Source organism: Enterobacter sp. Lyrl_3 (genome assembly GCF_051948675.1).
GTDB classification, from domain to species: domain Bacteria; phylum Pseudomonadota; class Gammaproteobacteria; order Enterobacterales; family Enterobacteriaceae; genus Enterobacter; species Enterobacter cloacae.
Window position 1 is genome coordinate 162,465 of sequence record NZ_JAYJLI010000008.1, and the last position, 20,478, is coordinate 182,942.

At 55.6% G+C, this 20,478-nt stretch carries 21 protein-coding genes and 5 tRNA genes; 19 read left to right on the top strand and 7 right to left on the bottom strand.

The annotated features are described in order from the left end of the window. Positions 1-170: 170 nt before the first annotated feature. Entirely contained in the window at positions 171-1,685 is a 1,515-nt protein-coding gene (gene norR / locus VF709_RS16055; RefSeq protein ID WP_058678788.1) for a nitric oxide reductase transcriptional regulator NorR, read from the top strand. Here the strand turns inward: norR and gutQ are convergent. The 7 genes from gutQ to srlA form a co-directional block, all read right to left on the bottom strand. After that, a complete protein-coding gene (gene gutQ / locus VF709_RS16060; RefSeq protein WP_013098450.1) occupies positions 1,682-2,647 on the bottom strand; it encodes an arabinose-5-phosphate isomerase GutQ in 966 nt (321 codons plus the stop codon). The genes norR and gutQ overlap by 4 nt on opposite strands. Continuing rightward, the gene (srlR, locus tag VF709_RS16065; RefSeq protein ID WP_013098449.1) at positions 2,640-3,413 is read right to left on the bottom strand and encodes a glucitol operon DNA-binding transcriptional repressor SrlR; all 774 of its coding nucleotides are present in this window, start codon (positions 3,411-3,413) and stop codon (positions 2,640-2,642) included. The genes gutQ and srlR overlap by 8 nt, the downstream gene beginning before the upstream one ends. Positions 3,414-3,476: 63 nt before the next feature. Beyond that, positions 3,477-3,836, bottom strand: coding sequence for a transcriptional regulator GutM (gutM, locus tag VF709_RS16070; protein ID WP_013098448.1), 360 nt, complete (start codon positions 3,834-3,836; stop codon positions 3,477-3,479). Between the two features lie 67 nt (positions 3,837-3,903). Beyond that, positions 3,904-4,683: a sorbitol-6-phosphate dehydrogenase gene (srlD, locus tag VF709_RS16075; protein WP_013098447.1), complete on the bottom strand. Its 780-nt coding sequence runs from the start codon at positions 4,681-4,683 to the stop codon at positions 3,904-3,906. Between the two features lie 14 nt (positions 4,684-4,697). Beyond that, positions 4,698-5,060 (bottom strand): PTS glucitol/sorbitol transporter subunit IIA, encoded by a 363-nt coding sequence (gene srlB / locus VF709_RS16080; protein ID WP_013098446.1) that lies wholly within the window; start codon positions 5,058-5,060, stop codon positions 4,698-4,700. Positions 5,061-5,072: 12 nt separating this feature from the next. Then, positions 5,073-6,032: a PTS glucitol/sorbitol transporter subunit IIB gene (gene srlE / locus VF709_RS16085; RefSeq protein ID WP_020689263.1), complete on the bottom strand. Its 960-nt coding sequence runs from the start codon at positions 6,030-6,032 to the stop codon at positions 5,073-5,075. Then, on the bottom strand, positions 6,029-6,592 hold the full coding sequence (srlA, locus tag VF709_RS16090; RefSeq protein ID WP_013098444.1) for a PTS glucitol/sorbitol transporter subunit IIC: 564 nt from the start codon (positions 6,590-6,592) through the stop codon (positions 6,029-6,031). The genes srlE and srlA overlap by 4 nt, the downstream gene beginning before the upstream one ends. A gap of 274 nt (positions 6,593-6,866) precedes the next feature. Between srlA and mltB the strand changes: the two genes are divergently transcribed. The 18 genes from mltB to luxS all read left to right on the top strand — a co-directional run bounded on the left by mltB (position 6,867) and on the right by luxS (position 20,456). Beyond that, positions 6,867-7,967, top strand: a complete 1,101-nt coding sequence (gene mltB, locus VF709_RS16095) for a lytic murein transglycosylase B (protein ID WP_023620633.1) — start codon at positions 6,867-6,869, stop codon at positions 7,965-7,967. A gap of 242 nt (positions 7,968-8,209) precedes the next feature. Next, positions 8,210-8,863, top strand: a complete 654-nt coding sequence (locus tag VF709_RS16100) for a metal ABC transporter ATP-binding protein (RefSeq protein WP_149896894.1) — start codon at positions 8,210-8,212, stop codon at positions 8,861-8,863. Then, positions 8,860-9,720, top strand: a complete 861-nt coding sequence (locus VF709_RS16105; RefSeq protein WP_013098441.1) for a metal ABC transporter permease — start codon at positions 8,860-8,862, stop codon at positions 9,718-9,720. The genes VF709_RS16100 and VF709_RS16105 overlap by 4 nt, the downstream gene beginning before the upstream one ends. A 14-nt stretch (positions 9,721-9,734) precedes the next feature. Continuing rightward, a complete protein-coding gene (locus VF709_RS16110) occupies positions 9,735-10,613 on the top strand; it encodes a metal ABC transporter substrate-binding protein (RefSeq protein ID WP_149896914.1) in 879 nt (292 codons plus the stop codon). Between the two features lie 130 nt (positions 10,614-10,743). Beyond that, a complete protein-coding gene (pncC, locus tag VF709_RS16115) occupies positions 10,744-11,241 on the top strand; it encodes a nicotinamide-nucleotide amidase (RefSeq protein WP_013098439.1) in 498 nt (165 codons plus the stop codon). 89 nt (positions 11,242-11,330) lie between these two features. Beyond that, entirely contained in the window at positions 11,331-12,389 is a 1,059-nt protein-coding gene (gene recA / locus VF709_RS16120; RefSeq protein ID WP_013098438.1) for a recombinase RecA, read from the top strand. A gap of 68 nt (positions 12,390-12,457) precedes the next feature. After that, positions 12,458-12,958, top strand: coding sequence for a recombination regulator RecX (recX, locus tag VF709_RS16125; protein ID WP_013098437.1), 501 nt, complete (start codon positions 12,458-12,460; stop codon positions 12,956-12,958). Between the two features lie 131 nt (positions 12,959-13,089). Next, positions 13,090-15,717 (top strand): alanine--tRNA ligase, encoded by a 2,628-nt coding sequence (alaS, locus tag VF709_RS16130; protein ID WP_029883887.1) that lies wholly within the window; start codon positions 13,090-13,092, stop codon positions 15,715-15,717. Positions 15,718-15,958: 241 nt separating this feature from the next. Then, the gene (csrA, locus tag VF709_RS16135; protein WP_000906486.1) at positions 15,959-16,144 is read left to right on the top strand and encodes a carbon storage regulator CsrA; all 186 of its coding nucleotides are present in this window, start codon (positions 15,959-15,961) and stop codon (positions 16,142-16,144) included. A gap of 343 nt (positions 16,145-16,487) precedes the next feature. After that, positions 16,488-16,580 (top strand) — tRNA-Ser (locus tag VF709_RS16140). A 4-nt stretch (positions 16,581-16,584) separates the two neighbouring features. Continuing rightward, a tRNA-Arg gene (locus tag VF709_RS16145) sits at positions 16,585-16,661 on the top strand. A gap of 64 nt (positions 16,662-16,725) precedes the next feature. Beyond that, a tRNA-Arg gene (locus VF709_RS16150) sits at positions 16,726-16,802 on the top strand. 29 nt (positions 16,803-16,831) lie between these two features. Then, positions 16,832-16,908, top strand: a tRNA-Arg gene (locus tag VF709_RS16155). Positions 16,909-16,973: 65 nt separating this feature from the next. Next, a tRNA-Arg gene (locus VF709_RS16160) sits at positions 16,974-17,050 on the top strand. A 117-nt stretch (positions 17,051-17,167) separates the two neighbouring features. Beyond that, positions 17,168-17,734 carry a fructose-1-phosphate/6-phosphogluconate phosphatase gene (gene yqaB, locus VF709_RS16165; RefSeq protein WP_020686219.1) on the top strand — a complete coding sequence of 189 codons (567 nt, stop codon included), beginning with the start codon at positions 17,168-17,170 and terminating at the stop codon, positions 17,732-17,734. Then, complete coding sequence (locus tag VF709_RS16170; protein WP_149896893.1) at positions 17,731-18,159, top strand: YqaA family protein; 429 nt, start codon at positions 17,731-17,733, stop codon at positions 18,157-18,159. Before yqaB ends, VF709_RS16170 begins: the two co-directional genes overlap by 4 nt. An 83-nt stretch (positions 18,160-18,242) precedes the next feature. Continuing rightward, on the top strand, positions 18,243-19,787 hold the full coding sequence (gene gshA, locus VF709_RS16175) for a glutamate--cysteine ligase (protein WP_149896892.1): 1,545 nt from the start codon (positions 18,243-18,245) through the stop codon (positions 19,785-19,787). Positions 19,788-19,940: 153 nt separating this feature from the next. Next, positions 19,941-20,456: an S-ribosylhomocysteine lyase gene (gene luxS / locus VF709_RS16180; protein WP_013098432.1), complete on the top strand. Its 516-nt coding sequence runs from the start codon at positions 19,941-19,943 to the stop codon at positions 20,454-20,456. Positions 20,457-20,478 lie beyond the last annotated feature (22 nt).

The window sequence follows — 20,478 nt, forward strand, 5'->3', positions numbered from 1 at the left end:
ATACGGCGTGTTGAATAAGTTGTTTTGTCTATATCAACTTGCGTGCCAACTTTTATTTTGTTGATTTTTATGGGTTAAATTTTTTATGCCCCCGAATGGGTAGTCATTATGACTATCGTTAAAGATGTCAATATGACACTATGTATTGTCAAAATGACAGCGAGGCAGACATGAGCTTTTCCGTAGACGTGCTGGCGAAAATCGCCATTGAACTGCAAACCGGCATCGGGCATCAGGATCGTTTTCAGCGGCTGATCTCCACGCTGCGCCACGTGCTGGACTGCGATGCTTCGGCGCTGCTGCGCTACGAGGGACGGCAGTTTATTCCGCTGGCCATCGACGGGCTGGCGCAGGACGTGCTCGGGCGACGCTTTACGCTGGAAGGCCACCCGCGGCTGGAGACCATCGCCCGGGCGGGTGACGTGGTGCGTTTTCCGGCAGACAGCGATCTGCCCGACCCGTACGACGGCCTTATACCCGGACAGGAGAGCCTGAAGGTGCACGCCTGTATCGGCCTGCCGCTGTTTGCCGGACAAAACCTGATTGGGGCGCTGACCCTCGACGGCATGTCGCCGGACCAGTTCGATACCTTCAGCGACGAAGAGCTGCGCCTGATTGCGGCCCTGGCGGCCGGGGCGCTGAACAATGCTCTGCTGATTGAACAGCTGGAGAGCCAGAATATTCTTCCCGGCAGCCCGGCGGCGTTTGAACAGGTCGCGCATACGGAGATGATTGGCCTCTCGCCAGGCATGGTACAACTCAAAAAAGAGATTGAGATCGTCGCGGCATCCGATTTGAACGTGCTGATCTTCGGTGAGACCGGCACCGGTAAAGAGCTGGTGGCGAAATCCATTCACGAAGCTTCACCGCGTGCGGCCAACCCGCTGGTCTACCTTAACTGCGCCGCACTGCCGGAAAGCGTGGCGGAAAGCGAGCTGTTTGGTCACGTCAAAGGGGCATTTACCGGGGCCATCAGCAACCGCAGCGGCAAGTTTGAAATGGCCGATAACGGCACGCTATTCCTCGATGAAATAGGCGAGCTTTCGCTGTCGCTGCAGGCCAAGCTGCTGCGCGTATTACAGTACGGTGATATTCAGCGCGTGGGAGACGACCGCAGCTTACGGGTCAACGTGCGCGTGCTGGCGGCAACCAACCGCGACCTGCGCGAAGCGGTGCTGAACGGCAATTTCCGCGCCGATCTGTTCCATCGTCTGAGTGTTTTTCCGCTTACCGTGCCGCCGCTGCGCGAGCGTGGGGACGATGTGGTGCTGCTGGCGGGTTTTTTCTGCGAACAGTGTCGGCTCAAAATGGGCTTGTCGCGCGTGGTATTAAGCCCGGGGGCGCGAAGCCATCTGCTGACCTACGGCTGGCCGGGTAATGTACGCGAGCTGGAGCACGCCATCCATCGCGCGGTGGTGCTGGCGCGGGCGACGCGCTCGGGGGATGAAATCGTGATTCATGCGCGCCATTTTGCCCTGCATGATGAAAATATACCGTCCGTGAAGCCCGCTGCGCCTGAAAGCGTGAACGAGAATCTGCGTGAAGCGACGGAAGAATTTCAGCGTCAGATGATTACCCGCGCGCTGGAACAGAACAACCGGAGTTGGGCGGCGTGCGCGCGGGCGCTGGAAATGGACGTCGCCAACCTGCACCGGCTGGCGAAGCGTCTGGGACTGAAGGGTTAAATAATGCCTGCCTGGTAGAAATCCTGCAGGTTGATGGCGCCGCACAGACGGCCAGCGTCATCCACCACCGGCGCGGCGGTGATTTTACGTTTCATCAGCACCTCTTTGGCTTCAATTGCGCGGCTGTTGGCATTCAGCGTTAACCCGCCAGAGGTCATCGCTTCTGAGACGCGTGCCTCCAGCTTGCCGCCGCCCACCAGCCAGCGGCGCAGGTCGCCGTCGGTAAAGACGCCTTTCACCTGGCGCGTATCGTCGCAGACGGCGACCAGCCCCAGCCCGGTGCGACTCAGCTCCAGCATCGCGTCCATCACGCTGGTATCGAGTTTGACCTGCGGGATGGCATCGCCAGAGCGCATCAGGTGATGAACATTATTCAGCAGCCGTGCGCCGAGCGCCCCGGCAGGGTGTGAACGGGCGAAATCTTCTTCATTGAAACCGCGCGCCTGCATCACCGCCATTGCCAGCGCATCGCCCATCATCAGGGTGTTGACGGTGCTGGAGGTGGGGGCGAGGTGCATCGGGCAGGCTTCGCGCTCCACGGCAATATCCAGCACCGCTTTGGCCGCCAGCGCCAGCGGCGAACGGGATTTACCGGTCATGGCCAGCAGGGCGATCGATTTTTCCTGCAGGCGCGGGATGATGAGGTCCAGCTCTTTGGCCGAGCCGGAGTAGGAGATAAACAGCATCACGTCACGGCTTTCAATCATCCCCAGATCGCCGTGCAGGGCTTCAGCCGGGTGCACGAAGAACGCCGGTGTCCCGGTGCTCGCCAGCGTTGCGGCAATTTTTTTGCCGATGTGGCCGGACTTGCCGATCCCGGAGACAATCACTTTGCCTTCACACTGGATGATGGTATTGGCGGCGCGGACAAAATCGTCGCCCAGCCGTTCCGGCAGGCGGCTGGCCTCCTGTAGCTCCAGCATCAGGGTCTGACGGCCTGCGTTTAACAGAAAATCACTCATCTTTTTCTCCCGTTACGATCACATCGATGCCTTTCTCTTCCAGCGCTTTTTTGAACGCCGGATCGATCCCTGCGTCGGTAATCAGCGTATCGACGCTTTCAAGGCTACAGACAATGTTGGGGCTTTTACGGCCAAACTTCGAGGAGTCCGCCATCAAAATGACTTCGCGGGCGGCGTTGCACATGGCTTTACTGACGCTGAACACCTCGTTGAACGTGGTGACACCGGCGTTCAGGTCGATGCCGTCGGTGCCCATAAACAGTTTGTCAAAGCTGAAGTGCTCGAAGGCGTTTTCCGCCAGCTGGCCGTGAAAGGACGCCGATTTTTTACGGAAGGTACCGCCGGGCATCAGAATGGTTTGTTCGCTGTCGAACTCTGCCAGGGCGTTGACGATGTGCAGGCTGTTGGTCATCACCGTGATGTTGTTAAAGCGGTTGAGCAACGGGATCATCTGCAGGACGGTGCTGCCCGCATCAAGAATAATGGAGTCACCATCATGGATAAATTTCACCGCGGCTTCGGCAATCAGCGCTTTCTGGTGGGTGTTGATCAGCGTTTTGTGATCGATAGGCGGGTCGGCTTCATCTTTGTTGAGCATCACCCCACCGTAGGTTCGAATGACCGCGCCTGCGTTTTCGAGCAATACCAGGTCCTTGCGTATCGTTGTGCCGGTGGTGTCAAAGTAGTGGGCCAGCTCTTCTACTGAGCATTTTCCCTGCTTTTGCAGATGCTCAAGAATGGCCGCCTGCCGCTGACGAGGTTTCATAGGCGCTTCGTTCCTTACGTTGCGAAATGATAATTTCGCAAGCTTATCGCGTTCACAACGAAATTATCCATGTTTCAATTTAAGCGCTAATGATAGTGCATTCTGACAGAGTGGATCGTGGGGGAAGATCACATCAGGCTGTAATTCCTGCAACGATATGCCGTTAATTGCCTGAATTTTCACCGGGCGGGCAAACACCGTCATCCCGCGCATGATGAGGGAGTCGCATACCCGATTCTGTTCATCCAGCGCAATTGCAACCACGACGCGCGGTTTAAAGCGCCCCCCGGAGCGCCCGACGCCCACGCGGCCCTTCTGGCACAGGGCGTCAAATGCGCGGTTAAACTGATGGATCTGCCAGCCGCCGAATGCCATCTGGCAGATCCAGGCGAGGGCGGCGACGGTGATGAGTGCGGTTACCATATCGGCTCCTTGTTATATTCCCTCTCCCACAGGGAGAGGGTGAGGGTGAGGACATCAGCCTGCTCGATCAGAACATCACCTGCCCACCGGTGACGTTAATCGACTGGCCGGTGCAGTACGAGGCTTTTGGGCTTGCGTAAAACAGCAGCATGTTCAGCACGTCCTGATAGTCGCACCCGCGCTTCAGCGGCACTTTGTCGATGTAATACTGCTCCACTTCGTCTTCTTTTATGCCAAGCTTGGTGGCGTATTGAGGTAGCAGCGACTGGAACATTGGCGACTTCAGCAGGTTGCCCAGCATCAGCGAGTGAACGGTAATCCCGTATTCGGCCAGATCCAGCGCCAGAGATTGGGTCAGCCCTACGCCGCCAAATTTCGCCGCGCTGTAGCCGGAGTTATGCTTGCTGCCCACTTTGCCCGATTTGGAGTTGATCTGAATGATGCGCCCCTGAATGCCGTCGCGGATCATCAGACGGGAAAATTCGCGGGCGCAGAGGAAGTAACCCACCAGATTCACCTGCAGCGAGCGGTCAAAGTCCCCCAGTTCGAAATCGCTGATAAACGCCGCTTTCGCGATCCCTGCGCTGTAGACCAGCAGGTCGGTACGGCCAAAAATCTCGTCTACCCCGCGAGCCAGCGCCATGACGCTCTGCTCGCTGGTGGCATCGGCACCAAACCCGTACGCCATCCCCTCACCAAACTCGGTGTTGATGGTATCCGCCACGCGGGCGGCTTTCTCACTCTGAATATCCACTACCGCCACGCGGTAACCTTCTGCGGCAAGCCCACGGCAGAGAAACTCTCCTAAGGTTTGTCCTCCACCAATGACAACGGCAACCTGACTCATAACGCTCTCCTTAATTACGCAACAAATTTTAATGTGCAGCCTGGGGTAACAGCCTGCGGAACCGGCCCCTCCACGTGAACCGTGCCGGGATACTCTGCCTGCGGCTGGCCATCGAACCGCAGGGTGATGTGGCCTAGCTCGCGCAGGTTTTGCTCGGCCACGTCGCCCACGGCGGTGACGGCATAGCGGGTGTCACCCAGCTCCAGCTGGCTTCCTGCCTTTAACGCTCCGTGCAGCTCGCCGTGGCAGTGGATAAAACAAAACTCTTCGATATCTGCCGGTGCACCTTCGCGGAAAGTGATCAGCATCTGGTCGCTGAGCGCATCGGCCGCGCTCTGGCCGATGCGGGTGATGGTGGTCTGATAAATCACGGTCATCGCAGGAACCTCTTATTGATAAATAAAGCCGGAAACGAACCAGGCAATCAGCACCGTCGGTGCGCCCGTCAGGAAACGACTGACCAGCACAGACGGCACGCCCACGCGTACGGTGTCCTGGCGCGCTTCGGCCAGCGACAGGCCTACGGGAATGAAGTCGCAGGCCGCCTGAGCGTTAATGGCAAACAGCGCAGGCAGAGCCAGGTGCGGAGGAATGTTGCCCAGACCAATCTGCACGCCAATCAGGACGCCGATGACCTGAGCAATCACCGCCCCCGGGCCGAGGAACGGCGACAGCAGCGGGAAGGAGCAGATCAGCGCCAGCGTCACCAGACCGAGCGGGTGGCTGGCAAGCGGGGCGAGGCCGTGGGCGATCCAGTCTCCCAGACCGGAGGCCATGATGATGCCGATTAACGCGGAGACGAAGGCCATAAACGGCAGAATGGTTTTGAGCACCGTGTCGATGGTGTCGCGCCCGGACTGGAACAGTACCGCCACGGCGGATCCCATTCCCATGCCGACCTTCGCCAGCAGGCCGTCGCTCTGCTCGGTGATCTTCTTACTGGTGTCGTAATCACGCGGTGCGGCTTTTTGCGGCGCGGAAGTGCCATTCACCAGCGTGATGTTGTCCTCCTTCACGCCTGAGACATAAATGTCTTCGAGGATGTACTGCGCCAGCGGGCCTGATTTTCCGGTGGAGTGAATATTCACCGTCGGAATGCGACGCTTCGGATAGAGGCCGCAGCGCAGGGTGCCACCGCAGTCGATAACTGCCACGCCGATTTCCGCCTCCGGTGGTTCGCCTTCTTTGAAACCGTCGACTGCTTCCCAGCCGGTCAGCTCGCGTAGTTTGTCGACAATCGCCGGGCGTGTGCCTGCGGTGATATAGACGATTTTTTTGCCTTCGGTGGCGTCGAACTCCAGCGGGCCGCCCCAGCCACCCGTACCTTTCTCAATGCGGATCCGGCTCATGCTGTGGCTCCTGACAAATGAACGCGTTGCTCAAGCTGGATGCCCATTTTTTTCTCAAAAATGGTGGTGGTGAGATCGGTCACCCAGCCACGGAAGAAGTTGGTGACCAGGCCGACCAGCAGATAGCTCACCGCCAGTGGGCCGAGCGGCAGGCCAAGCGTTGTCAGGCCGCTGGCAATGCCGAGATAAACAAACAGTTCCCCCGGGTTGATATGCGGGAACAGGCCGTTCATGGAGTGACAGCTATATGAGGCGGCGGCGTAATAACTCGGCTTGTATTTTTCTGGCATAAAGCGGCCGAGGCTTAAGGTCATGGGGTTGCAGAAAACGAAGGTTCCAATGCAGGGCAACAACAGGTAACGGGATAACGGGTTCCCGGCACAGCGTTGGGCGAAGCGTTCAATGCGTTGCTGGCCGATAAAATTAATCAGCGCGTTCATGATCACCAGCAGGCTGATCAGCAGGGGCAGGATCCCGGTCACCATGCCGGTGAAGACTTCTCCGCCTTTCTGAAACAGCCCGATGAACCACTCGGCGCCGTGGGTGATGGTTTCTATCATTCTTCTCTCCTGTGAGGCTTTTCTTGTTTTGTATTTCCGGGACTAATAATAATCACTTTGAAAGGTTTTAAAGTGTTAATCAGATCTCACAATGAAAGAAAAATGGATTATTTTGAAAGTTAATGGGCGGGGGAGACGCATTTTGGTTGAAAAAAGCGCAGATTTGCGTTGAGGAGCGTAAAGATTTGGTGGGTAAGGCGCGTACCGCTTCCTTGAGGTGTTGCGGATGCTTTACCATACTGGGTTCTTATCGAACCCGTTAAATGGATGTCCCATGTTCAAGCGTCGTTATGCAGCGTTGTTACCTGCGCTTATTCTGCTGTCCGCCTGTAGTAGTAAACCCAAGACTGAAGCCGCTGTGCAGACGGCTGGCGCGCCTTCAGGAGGATTCCTGCTGGAGCCGCAGCACAATATGATGCAGATGGGGGGCGACTTCGCGAATAACCCGGCGGCCGAACAGTTCATCGATAAAATGGTGAGCAAACACGGCTTTGACAGACAGCAACTGCATGAAATCTTGTCGCAGGCGAAACGTCTGGACTACGTGCTGCGCCTGATGGACAGGCAGGCACCGTCAGCGCAGGTGCCAACCGGGCCAAACGGTGCGTGGTTGCGCTATCGCAAACAGTTTATTACCCCGGACAACGTGCAAAATGGCGTGGTGTTCTGGAATCAGTATGAAGATGCCCTCAATCGCGCGTGGCAGGTCTACGGCGTGCCGCCTGAAATCATCGTCGGCATTATTGGTGTGGAAACGCGCTGGGGCCGCGTGATGGGCAAAACGCGCATTCTTGATGCGCTGGCCACGCTCTCGTTTAACTATCCGCGTCGTGCCGAGTACTTCTCTTCCGAGCTGGAAACCTTCCTGCTGATGGCGCGTAACGAACAGGATGACCCGCTCGATCTGAAAGGGTCGTTTGCCGGAGCGATGGGCTACGGCCAGTTTATGCCCTCTTCCTACAAGCAGTATGCCGTCGACTTTAACGGAGATGGTCACATCAACCTGTGGGATCCGGTGGACGCCATCGGCAGCGTGGCGAACTACTTCAAGGCACACGGCTGGACGCCGGGTGGGCAGGTTGCCGTGCAGGCTAACGGCGAAGCGTTTGGTCTGGAAAACGGCTTCAAAACCAAATACAGCGTTGCGCAGCTGACGGCGGCAGGTTTAACGCCAACGCAGCCGCTGGGTAATGTCGATCAGGTGAGCCTGCTGCGTCTGGATGTAGGAACCGGGTATCAGTACTGGTACGGTATGCCAAACTTCTACACCATCACCCGCTATAACCACAGCACGCACTATGCGATGGCCGTGTGGCAGCTGGGCCTGGCGGTATCGCAGGCGCGCGTCCCTGCGGCATCGCCGTTTAGTCAGTAAGTCGCTTTATTCCTCCCTCTCCCACGGGAGAGGGGAATTTTGCAGAAACATTTCGCCACACTCCCTTTGCAAACGCGCCATTTACATCTCAATCGCCTTTCATTATTGTTACGTTATAACATTTAATGTGGTGTCAACATGTCAACGTCCCTTTTCTCTTTGTCTGCGGCAGTTAGGTTTCTGCTGGCGCTGGTGATTATCGTGTTTATCGGGCTGGCCGTGCGCTGGGCGGTGGCATTGCCATGATTGTCATGAATGAACTGGTTGCGGGTTACGACCGCATGCCCGTTACGCGCGCCTTGTCGGGCGGGATTGAACGCGGAAGCATGACCGCCATTATCGGGGCCAATGGATGTGGAAAATCCACGCTGCTCAAAACGCTCGCCGGGTTTATTCCGCCGGTGAGCGGCCGTTTTCGCTGGCAGGAGAAACGCCCGGTGATTGGCTGGCTGGCACAGCGTCACGCGCTGGAGGCGCAGTTTCCGCTGACGGTGCAGGATGTGGTGAGTATGGGCTGCTGGCCGCGTGTGTCGCTCTTTTCCGGCTTTCGTCGGGAAACACGCTCGCGCATTGCCAGCGCGCTGGAGCGTGTCGGACTGGACGCCATGGCGTTATCTACCATCGATGCACTCTCCGGCGGCCAGTTTCAGCGCATGCTGTTTGCGCGGATCCTGGTGCAACAGGCGCCGCTGGTGATGCTGGATGAACCTTTTACCGGCGTCGATGAAGCTACCTGTAATGTGCTGATGGACCTGATGCTTGAGATGTACATGCAGGGGCAGACCCTGCTTGCGGTATTGCATGACAGCGAGCGCGTATCGCGTCATTTTCCGCAAACACTACGGCTGGATACGGCTATTCCGCACTGGAAAACCGAGCGGGTGAGGGTGGCATGATCTGGCATCTCTTCTTTCAGCCGTTTATCGAATACGGCTTTATGCGTCGCGCGCTGGTGGTGTGCCTGGCGCTGTCCGTCAGCACCACGGCACTGGGCGTATTCCTTCAACTGCGCCGGATGAGCCTGATGGGCGATGCTCTATCACACGCCATTTTACCCGGCGTTGCGGTGGGCTATCTGCTGAGCGGTATGTCACTGCTGGCGATGAGCATCGGCGGGTTTATCGCCGGGATCGCCGTGGCGCTGGTGGCCGGGCTGGTCAGTCGACGTACGCCGCTCAAAGAGGATGCCAGTTTTGCCGGGTTCTATCTCGGCTCGCTGGCGCTGGGCGTGACGCTGGTGTCGCTGCGTGGTTCGAACGTCGATCTGCTGCACCTGCTGTTTGGCTCCATTCTGGCGGTGGATAACGACGCCGCGCTGTTTGTGGCTGGCGTGTGCATCTTCACGCTGGTGACGCTGGCAGTTTTCTATCGTGGGCTGGTGACTGAGGCGTTCGATACCGCCTGGCTACAGGTTAACGCCCGCTGGCTGCCCGGCCTGTTGCACGGGCTGTTTCTGGCGCTACTGGTGCTTAACCTGGTGGCCGGATTTCAGGTTCTCGGCACGCTGATGGCCGTCGGGCTGATGATGTTGCCGGCGGTGGCGGCACGCTGCTGGGTGCGCACCCTGCCAGGGTTGCTCTGCCTGGCGGGCATCAGCGGCGTTTTTTGCGCATGGCTGGGGTTAAGCCTCTCCTGGGCGGTGAGTTTACCCGCCGGGCCGTCCATCGTGCTGACCGCCAGCGCGCTGTTCTTTATTTCTGTTTTATTTGGCACACGAAGCCACCTGGCTGGCAGCCTGCGTGCGCTTTTTTAACGCAAGGGGAAATGATGAAACGTACAGGGTTAATAATGGCGCTCGCGCTCGGGATGTTGTCACAGGGCGTGATGGCGAAAACGCTTAATGTGGTCACCAGTTTTTCCATTCTGGGAGACATCACCCGTGAGGTAGGGGGCGACCGGGTCAATGTGACCACGCTGGTGGGGCCGGACGGCGATCCGCATACCTTTGAACCGTCGCCGAAAGACAGTGCGGCGCTCAGCAAGGCCGATGTGGTGGTGGTGAACGGTCTGGGGCTGGAGGGCTGGCTCGACCGTCTGGTAAAGGCCTCCGGATTTAAGGGCCAGCTGGTGGTGGCCTCGACCGGGGTGAAAACCCACACGCTTGAAGAGGACGGGAAAACCGTGACCGATCCGCATGCCTGGAACAGCGCGGCGAACGGGGCACTGTATGCGCAAAATATCCTTGCCGGTCTGGTAAAAACCGATCCTGAAGATAAGGCGGCGCTGGAGGCCACAGGTCAACCCTATATCGCGCAGCTTATGCAACTGGACAGCTGGGCCAAAACGCAGTTCAGTCAGATCCCGCAGGTGAAACGTAAAGTCCTCACCAGCCATGACGCCTTCGGCTACTTCAGCCGCGCCTATGGCGTGACCTTTATTGCGCCGCAGGGCTTGTCGTCAGAGAGCGAAGCCAGCGCAGCGCAGGTGGCTGAGATTATCAATCAGATTAAAGCGGATGGGGTGAAAACCTGGTTTATGGAAAACCAGCTCGACCCGCGCCTGGTTAAACAAATTGCCACGGCCACCGGTGCGCAGCCGGGGGGCGAACTTTACCCGGAGGCGCTGTCGGCCAAAGGCGGCGTGGCGGATACCTACGTTAAGGCGTTTCGCCATAACGTGAATACCCTCGCCAGGAGCATGAAGTAACCTTTTTCTCAGCCGGTGCCTTCGCATCGGCTTTTTTCTGAAGCCCCCTCGTAAAACATGATCCTCATCTCCATATCTGACGAGAAAGTGCTATCTTGTGCTGCACGTTTTTCTGATGCCCGGAGCGAGAATGACTGACCATGAATTGATGCAGCTTAGCGAAGTCGTAGGACTGGCGCTTAAGCAACGTGGCGCGACTATCACAACTGCCGAATCCTGTACCGGCGGCTGGGTTGCTAAAGCCATTACCGATATTGCAGGCAGTTCCGCCTGGTTTGAACGCGGCTTTGTGACCTACAGTAACGAAGCTAAAGCGCAAATGATTGGCGTGCACGAATCCACGCTTGAACAGCATGGCGCGGTCAGCGAACCGGTGGTGATTGAGATGGCGATTGGTGCGCTAAAAGCGGCGCGTGCAGATTATGCCATCTCTATTAGCGGTATCGCCGGCCCGGACGGCGGCAGTGACGTGAAGCCTGTCGGCACCGTCTGGTTTGGTTTTGCCACCTCTAAAGGTGAAGGGATCACGCGTCGCGAGTGCTTTAGCGGCGATCGTGAAAGCGTGCGTCGTCAGGCCACCGTTTATGCGTTAAAAACGCTCTGGCAACAATTTCTACAAAACACTTGATACTGTATGACCATACAGTATAATTGCACCAACAGAACAGAAATCCACGGTGAAGCACAGTCGCTTCTCCCGGCATGACAGGAGTAATAATGGCTATCGACGAAAACAAACAGAAAGCGTTGGCGGCAGCACTGGGCCAGATCGAAAAGCAATTCGGTAAAGGCTCCATCATGCGCCTGGGTGAAGACCGTACCATGGATGTGGAAACGATCTCCACCGGTTCGCTTTCTCTGGATATCGCGCTGGGCGCGGGCGGTCTGCCAATGGGCCGTATCGTAGAGATCTACGGGCCAGAATCCTCCGGTAAAACCACCCTGACGCTGCAGGTGATTGCCGCGGCGCAGCGCGAAGGTAAAACCTGTGCCTTTATCGATGCCGAGCACGCGCTGGACCCTGTTTATGCTCGTAAGCTGGGCGTGGATATCGATAACCTGCTGTGTTCTCAGCCAGATACAGGTGAACAGGCGCTGGAGATTTGTGACGCGCTGGCGCGTTCCGGTGCGGTTGACGTTATCGTGGTCGACTCCGTTGCTGCGCTGACGCCAAAAGCGGAAATCGAAGGCGAAATCGGCGACTCTCACATGGGCCTCGCGGCACGTATGATGAGCCAGGCAATGCGTAAGCTGGCCGGTAACCTGAAGCAGTCCAATACGCTGCTGATCTTCATCAACCAGATCCGTATGAAAATTGGCGTAATGTTCGGTAACCCGGAAACCACTACTGGTGGTAACGCGCTGAAATTCTATGCTTCTGTCCGTCTGGATATCCGCCGTATCGGCGCGGTGAAAGAGGGTGAGAACGTGGTGGGGAGTGAAACCCGCGTGAAGGTCGTGAAGAACAAGATTGCCGCGCCGTTCAAACAGGCTGAATTCCAGATCCTCTACGGTGAAGGTATCAACTTCTTCGGCGAACTGGTTGACCTGGGCGTGAAAGAGAAGCTGATCGAAAAAGCGGGCGCATGGTACAGCTACAACGGCGATAAAATTGGTCAGGGTAAAGCGAATGCGATCTCCTGGCTGAAAGAGAACCCGGCTGCAGCGAAAGAGATCGAGAAGAAAGTGCGTGAGCTTCTGCTGAACAACCAGGACTCTAAACCTGATTTTGTGGTTGATGGTGCGGATGCTGAAGAAACTAACGAAGACTTTTAAGGCTTTCGTTTAAAAATGAAGGGCTGCTGATGCGGCCCTTTTTGCATTTCTGAACCAGCAGGTTTTTTATGAGCGAATCCACAACGCGTCGACCCGCTTATGCGCGATTACTGGACCGCGCGGTGCGGATCCTTGCCGTGCGTGACCACAGTGAACAAGAGCTGCGGCGTAAACTGTCGGCCCCGGTGATGAGTAAAAATGGGCCGGAAGAGATTGATGCCACCGCGGAAGATTATGACCGGGTGATTGCCTGGTGCTACGAGCATCACTATCTGGATGACGACCGTTTTGCTTCCCGGTTCCTGGCCAGCCGTGGCCGTAAGGGATACGGTCCGGCGCGTATCCGTCAGGAGCTGAACCAGAAGGGCGTTGCCCGTGAGTCCATCGAAAAAGCAATGCGCGACTGTGACACCGACTGGTGTGCGCTGGCAAAAGAGCAGGCGATTCGTAAATACGGTGAACCGCTGCCGCGTGAATTTTCAGAAAAAGTCAAAATCCAGCGCTTTTTGCTCTACCGCGGCTTTCTGATGGAAGATATTCAGGATATCTGGCGTAATTTTGCCGATTGAACGCATGCGGGATTTTACTTCCCACCAAAGAAAACTTATCTTATTCCCACTTTTTCCAGTAGCAGGTCTGTCCAGGGGTTTACCGATACCGGCTTGCTACGACATTTCGTTAGCTTGATTTCAGGATAATTATGAGCAAGAGCACCGCTGAGATCCGTCAGGCGTTTCTCGATTTTTTCCATAGTAAGGGACACCAGGTTGTTGCCAGCAGCTCCCTGGTGCCGAACAACGACCCAACTCTGCTGTTTACCAACGCCGGGATGAACCAGTTCAAGGATGTGTTCCTTGGTCTCGACAAGCGTAATTATTCCCGCGCCACAACCTCACAGCGTTGCGTGCGTGCGGGCGGTAAACACAACGACCTGGAAAACGTCGGTTACACCGCGCGCCACCATACCTTCTTCGAAATGCTGGGTAACTTCAGCTTCGGCGACTATTTCAAACATGATGCTATTCAATACGCGTGGGAACTGCTGACTGGTGAAAACTGGTTCAACCTGCCGAAAGAGCGTCTGTGGGTTACCGTCTATGAAACCGATGACGAAGCCTACGAAATCTGGGAAAAAGAAGTCGGTATCCCGCGCGAACGTATTATTCGCATCGGTGACAACAAAGGCGCACCGTACGCGTCTGACAACTTCTGGCAGATGGGTGATACCGGCCCTTGCGGTCCATGCACCGAGATCTTCTACGATCACGGCGACCACATCTGGGGTGGCCCTCCAGGCAGCCCGGAAGAAGACGGCGATCGCTACATTGAGATCTGGAACATCGTCTTCATGCAGTTCAACCGTCAGGCCGACGGCACCATGGAGCCGCTGCCAAAACCGTCCGTTGATACCGGTATGGGCCTGGAGCGTATTGCGGCTGTTCTGCAGCACGTTAACTCCAACTACGAAATTGATCTGTTCAGCACCTTGATCAAAGCCGTTGCAGAAGTGACTGGCGCGACCGATCTGAACAACAAATCACTGCGCGTAATCGCAGACCATATCCGTTCCTGTGCGTTCCTGATTGCTGACGGTGTTATTCCGTCGAATGAAAACCGTGGCTATGTGCTGCGTCGTATCATTCGTCGTGCTATCCGTCACGGCAACATGCTGGGCGCGAAGGACACCTTCTTCTATAAGCTCGTTGGGCCACTGATTGGCGTAATGGGTTCTGCAGGTGACGAGCTGAAACGCCAGCAGGCGCAGGTTGAGCAAGTACTGAAGACTGAAGAAGAGCAGTTTGCACGTACGCTGGAGCGTGGTCTGGCGCTGCTGGATGAAGAGCTCGCTAAGCTTAAGGGCGACACGCTGGATGGCGAAACCGCCTTCCGCTTGTACGACACTTACGGCTTCCCGGTTGACCTGACGGCGGACGTTTGCCGTGAGCGCAACATCAAAGTGGACGAAGCGGGCTTCGAAGCGGCGATGGAAGAGCAGCGTCGTCGTGCGCGTGAGTCCAGCGGTTTTGGCGCAGACTACAACGCGATGATCCGCGTGGATAGCGCGTCTGAATTCAAAGGTTATGAAGCGCTGGAACTGACTGGCAAAGTGACCGCCCTGTTTGTTGACGGCAAAGCCGTAGACAGCATCAGCGCAGGTCAGGATGCAGTTGTCATTCTGGATAAAACCCCGTTCTATGCGGAATCTGGTGGTCAGGTTGGTGATAAAGGCGAACTGAAAGGCAACGGTTTCAGCTTCAGTGTGAACGATACTCAGAAATACGGCCAGGCGATTGGTCATCTGGGTAAACTGGTTTCAGGCTCCCTGAAAGTGGGCGAGGGCGTTCAGGCTAATGTTGACGAAGCGCGCCGCGCACGCATCCGTCTGAACCACTCGGCAACGCACCTGATGCACGCTGCACTGCGTGAGGTTCTGGGAACGCATGTTGCACAGAAAGGTTCTCTGGTTAACGACAAAGTGCTGCGTTTCGACTTCTCGCATTTTGAAGCGATGAAACCGTCTGAAATCCGTGCGGTGGAAGATCTGGTGAACGCGCAAATCCGTCGTAACCTGCCAATCGAAACCCACATTATGGATCTCGACGCGGCGAAGAAAAAAGGTGCGATGGCCCTGTTTGGTGAGAAATATGACGACCGTGTTCGCGTATTGAGCATGGGCGACTTCTCTACCGAGCTGTGCGGTGGTACACACGCATCGCGTACCGGTGATATCGGTCTGTTCCGCATCGTTTCTGAATCCGGTACGGCGGCAGGTGTGCGTCGTATTGAAGCGGTGACCGGTGAAGGCGCGATTGCCAGCCTGCATGCGCAGAGCGACCAGTTGCACGATATCGCGCAGCTGTTGAAAGGCGATACCCAGAATCTGGGCGAGAAAGTGCGTGTTGCGCTGGATCGTACTCGCCAGCTGGAAAAAGAGCTGCAGCAGCTGAAAGAGCAGGCTGCGGCGCAGGAGAGCGCAAACCTCTCCAGCAAAGCTGTAGACATTAAGGGCGTCAAACTGCTTGTCAGCGATCTGGCAGGTGTAGAGCCTAAGATGCTGCGTACCATGGTCGACGATCTCAAGAACCAGCTTGGTTCGACGGTTATCGTACTGGCGACGGTAGCAGAAGGTAAGGTTTCTCTGATTGCGGGCGTCTCTAAGGATGTGACCGACCGCGTTAAAGCAGGGGAACTGATTGGCATGGTTGCCCAGCAGGTGGGTGGCAAAGGTGGCGGTCGTCCGGACATGGCGCAAGCTGGTGGTACGGATGCGGCGGCACTTCCTGCGGCATTGGCCAGCGTTGAAAGCTGGGTAAGCGCGAAACTGTAATAACTACAAAGCACAAACAGACGCCATAGCGGTAACGTTATGGCGTCTTGTTCACTGCACTATCGATAACGATAAAGTCAGGTTGAGTTTGTGTATATCGGCTAAACTTACGTTTAACAGAATGTGATGCCGTGACTGCTTACACTTTACGTGTTTGTCATCGCTTACTTTTTGGCGTTATATGATGGATAATGCCGGGATACAAGAGACCCGACTCTTTTAATCTTTCAAGGAGCAAAGAATGCTGATTCTGACTCGTCGAGTTGGTGAGACCCTCATGATTGGGGATGAGGTCACCGTGACAGTTTTAGGGGTAAAGGGTAACCAGGTACGTATTGGTGTTAACGCTCCTAAAGAAGTATCTGTCCACCGTGAAGAGATCTACCAGCGTATCCAGGCTGAAAAATCCCAGCAGTCCAGTTACTGATATTGTCGCGTCTCGCTGTCGGGCGAGACGCAACCCCTCCTGTTATTTTTCCTGCTTAAAGTTACCGTTCGATTTCAATCGCTCTGTTTTTAACCACTCTCGCCAGCTTATCTCGTCCAAACCACACGCTTCTCTTCATAGATTTCTGTGAGGATACCTGCAAAATCCGCTTATAAAACACTCTCTTTGCGGCTTTTACATGCGAATTGCGTGTGATTTGTGCAAACGATAAAAGCTTTTGGAAAATTGTTTGACTTATAAGTCCCAGAAAGTAATATATGCGCCACGCAGCGACGAGAAGCTCTTAACGAGTGGCTCGAAGCACTCGAAAGAGGCGTTGTGTGGTGAGGTGGCCGAGAGGCTGAAGGCGCTCCCCTGCTAAGGGAGTATGCGGTCAAAAGCTGCATCCGGGGTTCGAATCCCCGCCTCACCGCCATTTTGCATCCGTAGCTCAGCTGGATAGAGTACTCGGCTACGAACCGAGCGGTCGGAGGTTCGAATCCTCCCGGATGCACCATCTATTACTTCATATTGCTTTAGAAGTGATATGAACATCGAGCAGTACAGTAGTAAATCCCGATGCATCCGTAGCTCAGCTGGATAGAGTACTCGGCTACGAACCGAGCGGTCGGAGGTTCGAATCCTCCCGGATGCACCATTTACTATTTCTGAAAGCAGTACCCTGATGCATCCGTAGCTCAGCTGGATAGAGTACTCGGCTACGAACCGAGCGGTCGGAGGTTCGAATCCTCCCGGATGCACCATCTATTACTTTGTGTTGCTTTTGAGGTGACACCAAGTATCAGCAGCAATAGCAGTAAATCCCGATGCATCCGTAGCTCAGCTGGATAGAGTACTCGGCTACGAACCGAGCGGTCGGAGGTTCGAATCCTCCCGGATGCACCATCTTCTCCTGGTTTGTTTATTCCTTCGACGTTCCGTCAGCAATCACACTCTCTGTCAGCGACAAAAACGCCCGTTTACGATAAAGTAACCCTTTGTTAATCGGTTAGCGAGAGCACGATGTACGCACAGTATGACGGTTTGATCTTCGATATGGATGGCACGCTTCTGGATACCGAACCCACGCATCGCCAGGCCTGGACGGACGTTCTTGGACGTTACGGTATGCGCTTCGATCTCCAGGCGATGATTGCCCTCAATGGATCTCCTACCTGGCGTATCGCACAGGCCGTGATTGAACTTAATCAGGCCGATCTCGATCCGCACCAGCTCGCGCGTGAAAAAACCGATGCAGTCAAAGCTATCCTGCTGGATACCGTGCGTCCTCTGCCGCTTATTGACGTGGTAAAAGAGTGGCACGGACGTCGCCCGATGTCGGTCGGCACGGGCAGCGAAAGCGCCATCGCCGAAGCGCTGCTCAATCATCTTGGCCTGCGCCACTATTTTTCTGCGGTGGTTGCCGCCGACCATGTTAAAAATCACAAACCCGCACCGGACACCTTCCTGCTTTGTGCAGAACGAATGGGTGTGCCGGCGGCAAAATGCGTTGTCTTTGAAGATGCCGACTTTGGCATTCAGGCCGCGCGTGCTGCCGGAATGGATGCGGTGGATGTTCGCTTACTGTGAGTGACGCGCTGTCACTTTTATCATTATTCGCCAGCAGTTTTTTAAGTGCTACGCTCTTACCGGGTAATTCGGAAGTGGTGCTGGTGGCGATGCTGTTGTCTAGCGTGAGTCAGCCCTGGTTGCTTGTGTTAATAGCAACAATGGGTAATAGCCTTGGAGGGCTGACTAACGTTATTCTTGGGCGTTTCTTTCCGCTGCGTGAAAAATCGCGCTGGCAGGAAAAGGCAGTCGGCTGGCTAAAACGCTATGGCGCTGCCACGCTGTTATTAAGCTGGATGCCTGTAATAGGCGATTTACTGTGTCTGCTGGCGGGATGGATGCGCATCTCCTGGGGGCCGGTGCTCTTTTTTTTGTGCCTTGGCAAGGCGTTGCGCTATGTTCTTGTGGCGTGGGCAACACTACAGGGTATGACGTGGTGGCACTAATTGGTGGAATGAATACGCGACCTTCAATCGTCAACCATTACAATTATGCTGAGTAACATTACTTTGACAGGCGGGAGGTCAATTTGATCCCGGACGTATCACAGGCGCTGGCCTGGCTGGAAAACCACCCTCAGGCACTGAAGGGTATTCAGCGTGGCCTTGAGCGTGAAACGCTGCGCGTAAACGCGGATGGCAGCTTAGCGACGACGGGTCACCCGAAGGCGTTAGGCTCGGCGCTGACACATAAATGGATCACTACCGATTTCGCTGAAGCACTGCTGGAATTTATCACTCCGGTGGACGGTGATATTGATCATATGCTGACGATATTGCGCGACATCCATCGCTACACCGCCCGAAATATGGGCGATGAGCGTATGTGGCCACTCAGCATGCCCTGCTATATCGAGCAGGGGCAGGAGATTGAACTGGCGCAATACGGCACGTCGAATATCGGACGACTGAAAACGCTGTATCGCGAGGGTCTGAAAAACCGCTACGGCGCGTTGATGCAGACGATCTCAGGCGTACATTACAACTTCTCTTTGCCGATGGCTTTCTGGCAGGCGAAATGCGGTGAAACGGATAAGGACGCGATCTCCGCGGGTTACTTCCGCCTGATCCGCAACTATTACCGTTTTGGCTGGGTTATTCCTTACCTGTTTGGTGCGTCTCCGGCTATATGCTCCTCGTTCCTGCAGGGGAAACCGACGACGCTACCGTTCGAGAAGACCGCGTGCGGAATGTACTACCTGCCGTATGCCACCTCGCTGCGTCTGAGCGACCTTGGCTATACCAATAAATCGCAAAGCAATCTCGGTATTACGTTTAACGAATTGCACGAATATGTGGCAGGATTGAAGCGGGCGATCAAAACCCCGTCGGAAGAGTACGAGAAAATCGGCCTCGAAAAAGGCGGCAAACGTCTGCAAATCAACAGCAATGTGCTGCAGATTGAAAACGAACTGTACGCACCGATTCGTCCGAAGCGCGTGACGCGCAGCGGTGAAACCCCGTCGGATGCGCTGCAGCGCGGCGGGATCGAATACATTGAAGTGCGCTCACTGGATATCAACCCGTTCTCACCGGTCGGTGTTGATGAGCAGCAGGTTCGCTTCCTGGATCTGTTTATGGTCTGGTGTGTGCTGGCCGACGCGCCGGAAATGAGTTCAGACGAACTGCTCTGTACCCGCACTAACTGGAACCGCGTGATCCTGGAAGGGCGCAAACCGGGCCTGACGCTGGGTATCGGCTGTGAAACGGCGCAGTTCCCGCTGCCGAAAGTGGGTAAAGATCTGTTCCGCGACCTGAAGCGCGTTGCCCAGACAATGGACAGCCTTTACGGTGGCGAAGCGTATCAACAGGTCTGCGACCAGTTAGTGGAATGCTTTGATAACCCGGAACTGACATTCTCGGCGCGTATTCTGCGTTCTATGATTGATCAGGGCATCGGCGGAACAGGGCGTGCACTCTCCGCGGAGTACCGTGAAATGCTGATGCAGGAGCCATTAGAGATCCTGAGCGAAGCGGATTTTGCGGCGGAGCGCGATGCGTCTGTCGTACGTCAGAAAGAGGTCGAAGCGGCGGATACGGAGTCGTTTGAGGCGTTTCTGGCGAAGCAGGCTTAAGCAGAAAAGAAAAAGGCCACATCGCTGTGGCCAAAATATACATCTCTGAATTCAGGGATGATGATAACAAATGCGCGTCTTTCATATACTCAGACGTGCATTCTGTAGAAGAGTTCAGTTTATTTTAAAAAAAATCACTATCGGAGGTGACGTATGCCGTTATTAGATAGCTTTACTGTCGACCATACCCGTATGGAAGCACCTGCAGTCCGCGTGGCGAAGACCATGAACACCCCGCACGGCGACACGATCACCGTTTTCGATCTGCGCTTCTGCGTGCCGAATAAAGAAGTGATGCCGGAGAAAGGCATTCATACGCTGGAACACCTGTTTGCTGGTTTTATGCGTGACCACCTGAACGGTAACGGCGTGGAGATTATCGATATTTCTCCGATGGGCTGCCGTACCGGTTTTTACATGAGCCTGATCGGCCAGCCTGAAGAGAAGCGTGTTGCTGATGCCTGGAAAGCGGCCATGCAGGACGTGCTGAAGGTAAAAGAGCAGAACCAGATCCCCGAGCTGAACGTCTACCAGTGCGGCACATACCAGATGCACTCTCTGGAAGAAGCCCAGGAGATCGCGCGTCACATCATCGAGCGTGATGTTCGCGTCAACAGCAACGAAGAGCTGGCCCTGCCAAAAGAAAAACTGCAGGAACTGCACATCTAGTGCACCTTTTCCCTCTCCCGAC

What these genes read in the sequence shown, in the direction of transcription:
- norR (WP_058678788.1), top strand. Translation starts at nt 171, where the DNA reads ATGAGCTTTTCCGTAGACGTGCTGGCGAAAATCGCCATTGAACTGCAA.
- gutQ (WP_013098450.1), bottom strand. Translation starts at nt 2,647, where the DNA reads ATGAGTGATTTTCTGTTAAACGCAGGCCGTCAGACCCTGATGCTGGAG.
- srlR (WP_013098449.1), bottom strand. Translation starts at nt 3,413, where the DNA reads ATGAAACCTCGTCAGCGGCAGGCGGCCATTCTTGAGCATCTGCAAAAG.
- gutM (WP_013098448.1), bottom strand. Translation starts at nt 3,836, where the DNA reads ATGGTAACCGCACTCATCACCGTCGCCGCCCTCGCCTGGATCTGCCAG.
- srlD (WP_013098447.1), bottom strand. Translation starts at nt 4,683, where the DNA reads ATGAGTCAGGTTGCCGTTGTCATTGGTGGAGGACAAACCTTAGGAGAG.
- srlB (WP_013098446.1), bottom strand. Translation starts at nt 5,060, where the DNA reads ATGACCGTGATTTATCAGACCACCATCACCCGCATCGGCCAGAGCGCG.
- srlE (WP_020689263.1), bottom strand. Translation starts at nt 6,032, where the DNA reads ATGAGCCGGATCCGCATTGAGAAAGGTACGGGTGGCTGGGGCGGCCCG.
- srlA (WP_013098444.1), bottom strand. Translation starts at nt 6,592, where the DNA reads ATGATAGAAACCATCACCCACGGCGCCGAGTGGTTCATCGGGCTGTTT.
- mltB (WP_023620633.1), top strand. Translation starts at nt 6,867, where the DNA reads ATGTTCAAGCGTCGTTATGCAGCGTTGTTACCTGCGCTTATTCTGCTG.
- VF709_RS16100 (WP_149896894.1), top strand. Translation starts at nt 8,210, where the DNA reads ATGATTGTCATGAATGAACTGGTTGCGGGTTACGACCGCATGCCCGTT.
- VF709_RS16105 (WP_013098441.1), top strand. Translation starts at nt 8,860, where the DNA reads ATGATCTGGCATCTCTTCTTTCAGCCGTTTATCGAATACGGCTTTATG.
- VF709_RS16110 (WP_149896914.1), top strand. Translation starts at nt 9,735, where the DNA reads ATGAAACGTACAGGGTTAATAATGGCGCTCGCGCTCGGGATGTTGTCA.
- pncC (WP_013098439.1), top strand. Translation starts at nt 10,744, where the DNA reads ATGACTGACCATGAATTGATGCAGCTTAGCGAAGTCGTAGGACTGGCG.
- recA (WP_013098438.1), top strand. Translation starts at nt 11,331, where the DNA reads ATGGCTATCGACGAAAACAAACAGAAAGCGTTGGCGGCAGCACTGGGC.
- recX (WP_013098437.1), top strand. Translation starts at nt 12,458, where the DNA reads ATGAGCGAATCCACAACGCGTCGACCCGCTTATGCGCGATTACTGGAC.
- alaS (WP_029883887.1), top strand. Translation starts at nt 13,090, where the DNA reads ATGAGCAAGAGCACCGCTGAGATCCGTCAGGCGTTTCTCGATTTTTTC.
- csrA (WP_000906486.1), top strand. Translation starts at nt 15,959, where the DNA reads ATGCTGATTCTGACTCGTCGAGTTGGTGAGACCCTCATGATTGGGGAT.
- yqaB (WP_020686219.1), top strand. Translation starts at nt 17,168, where the DNA reads ATGTACGCACAGTATGACGGTTTGATCTTCGATATGGATGGCACGCTT.
- luxS (WP_013098432.1), top strand. Translation starts at nt 19,941, where the DNA reads ATGCCGTTATTAGATAGCTTTACTGTCGACCATACCCGTATGGAAGCA.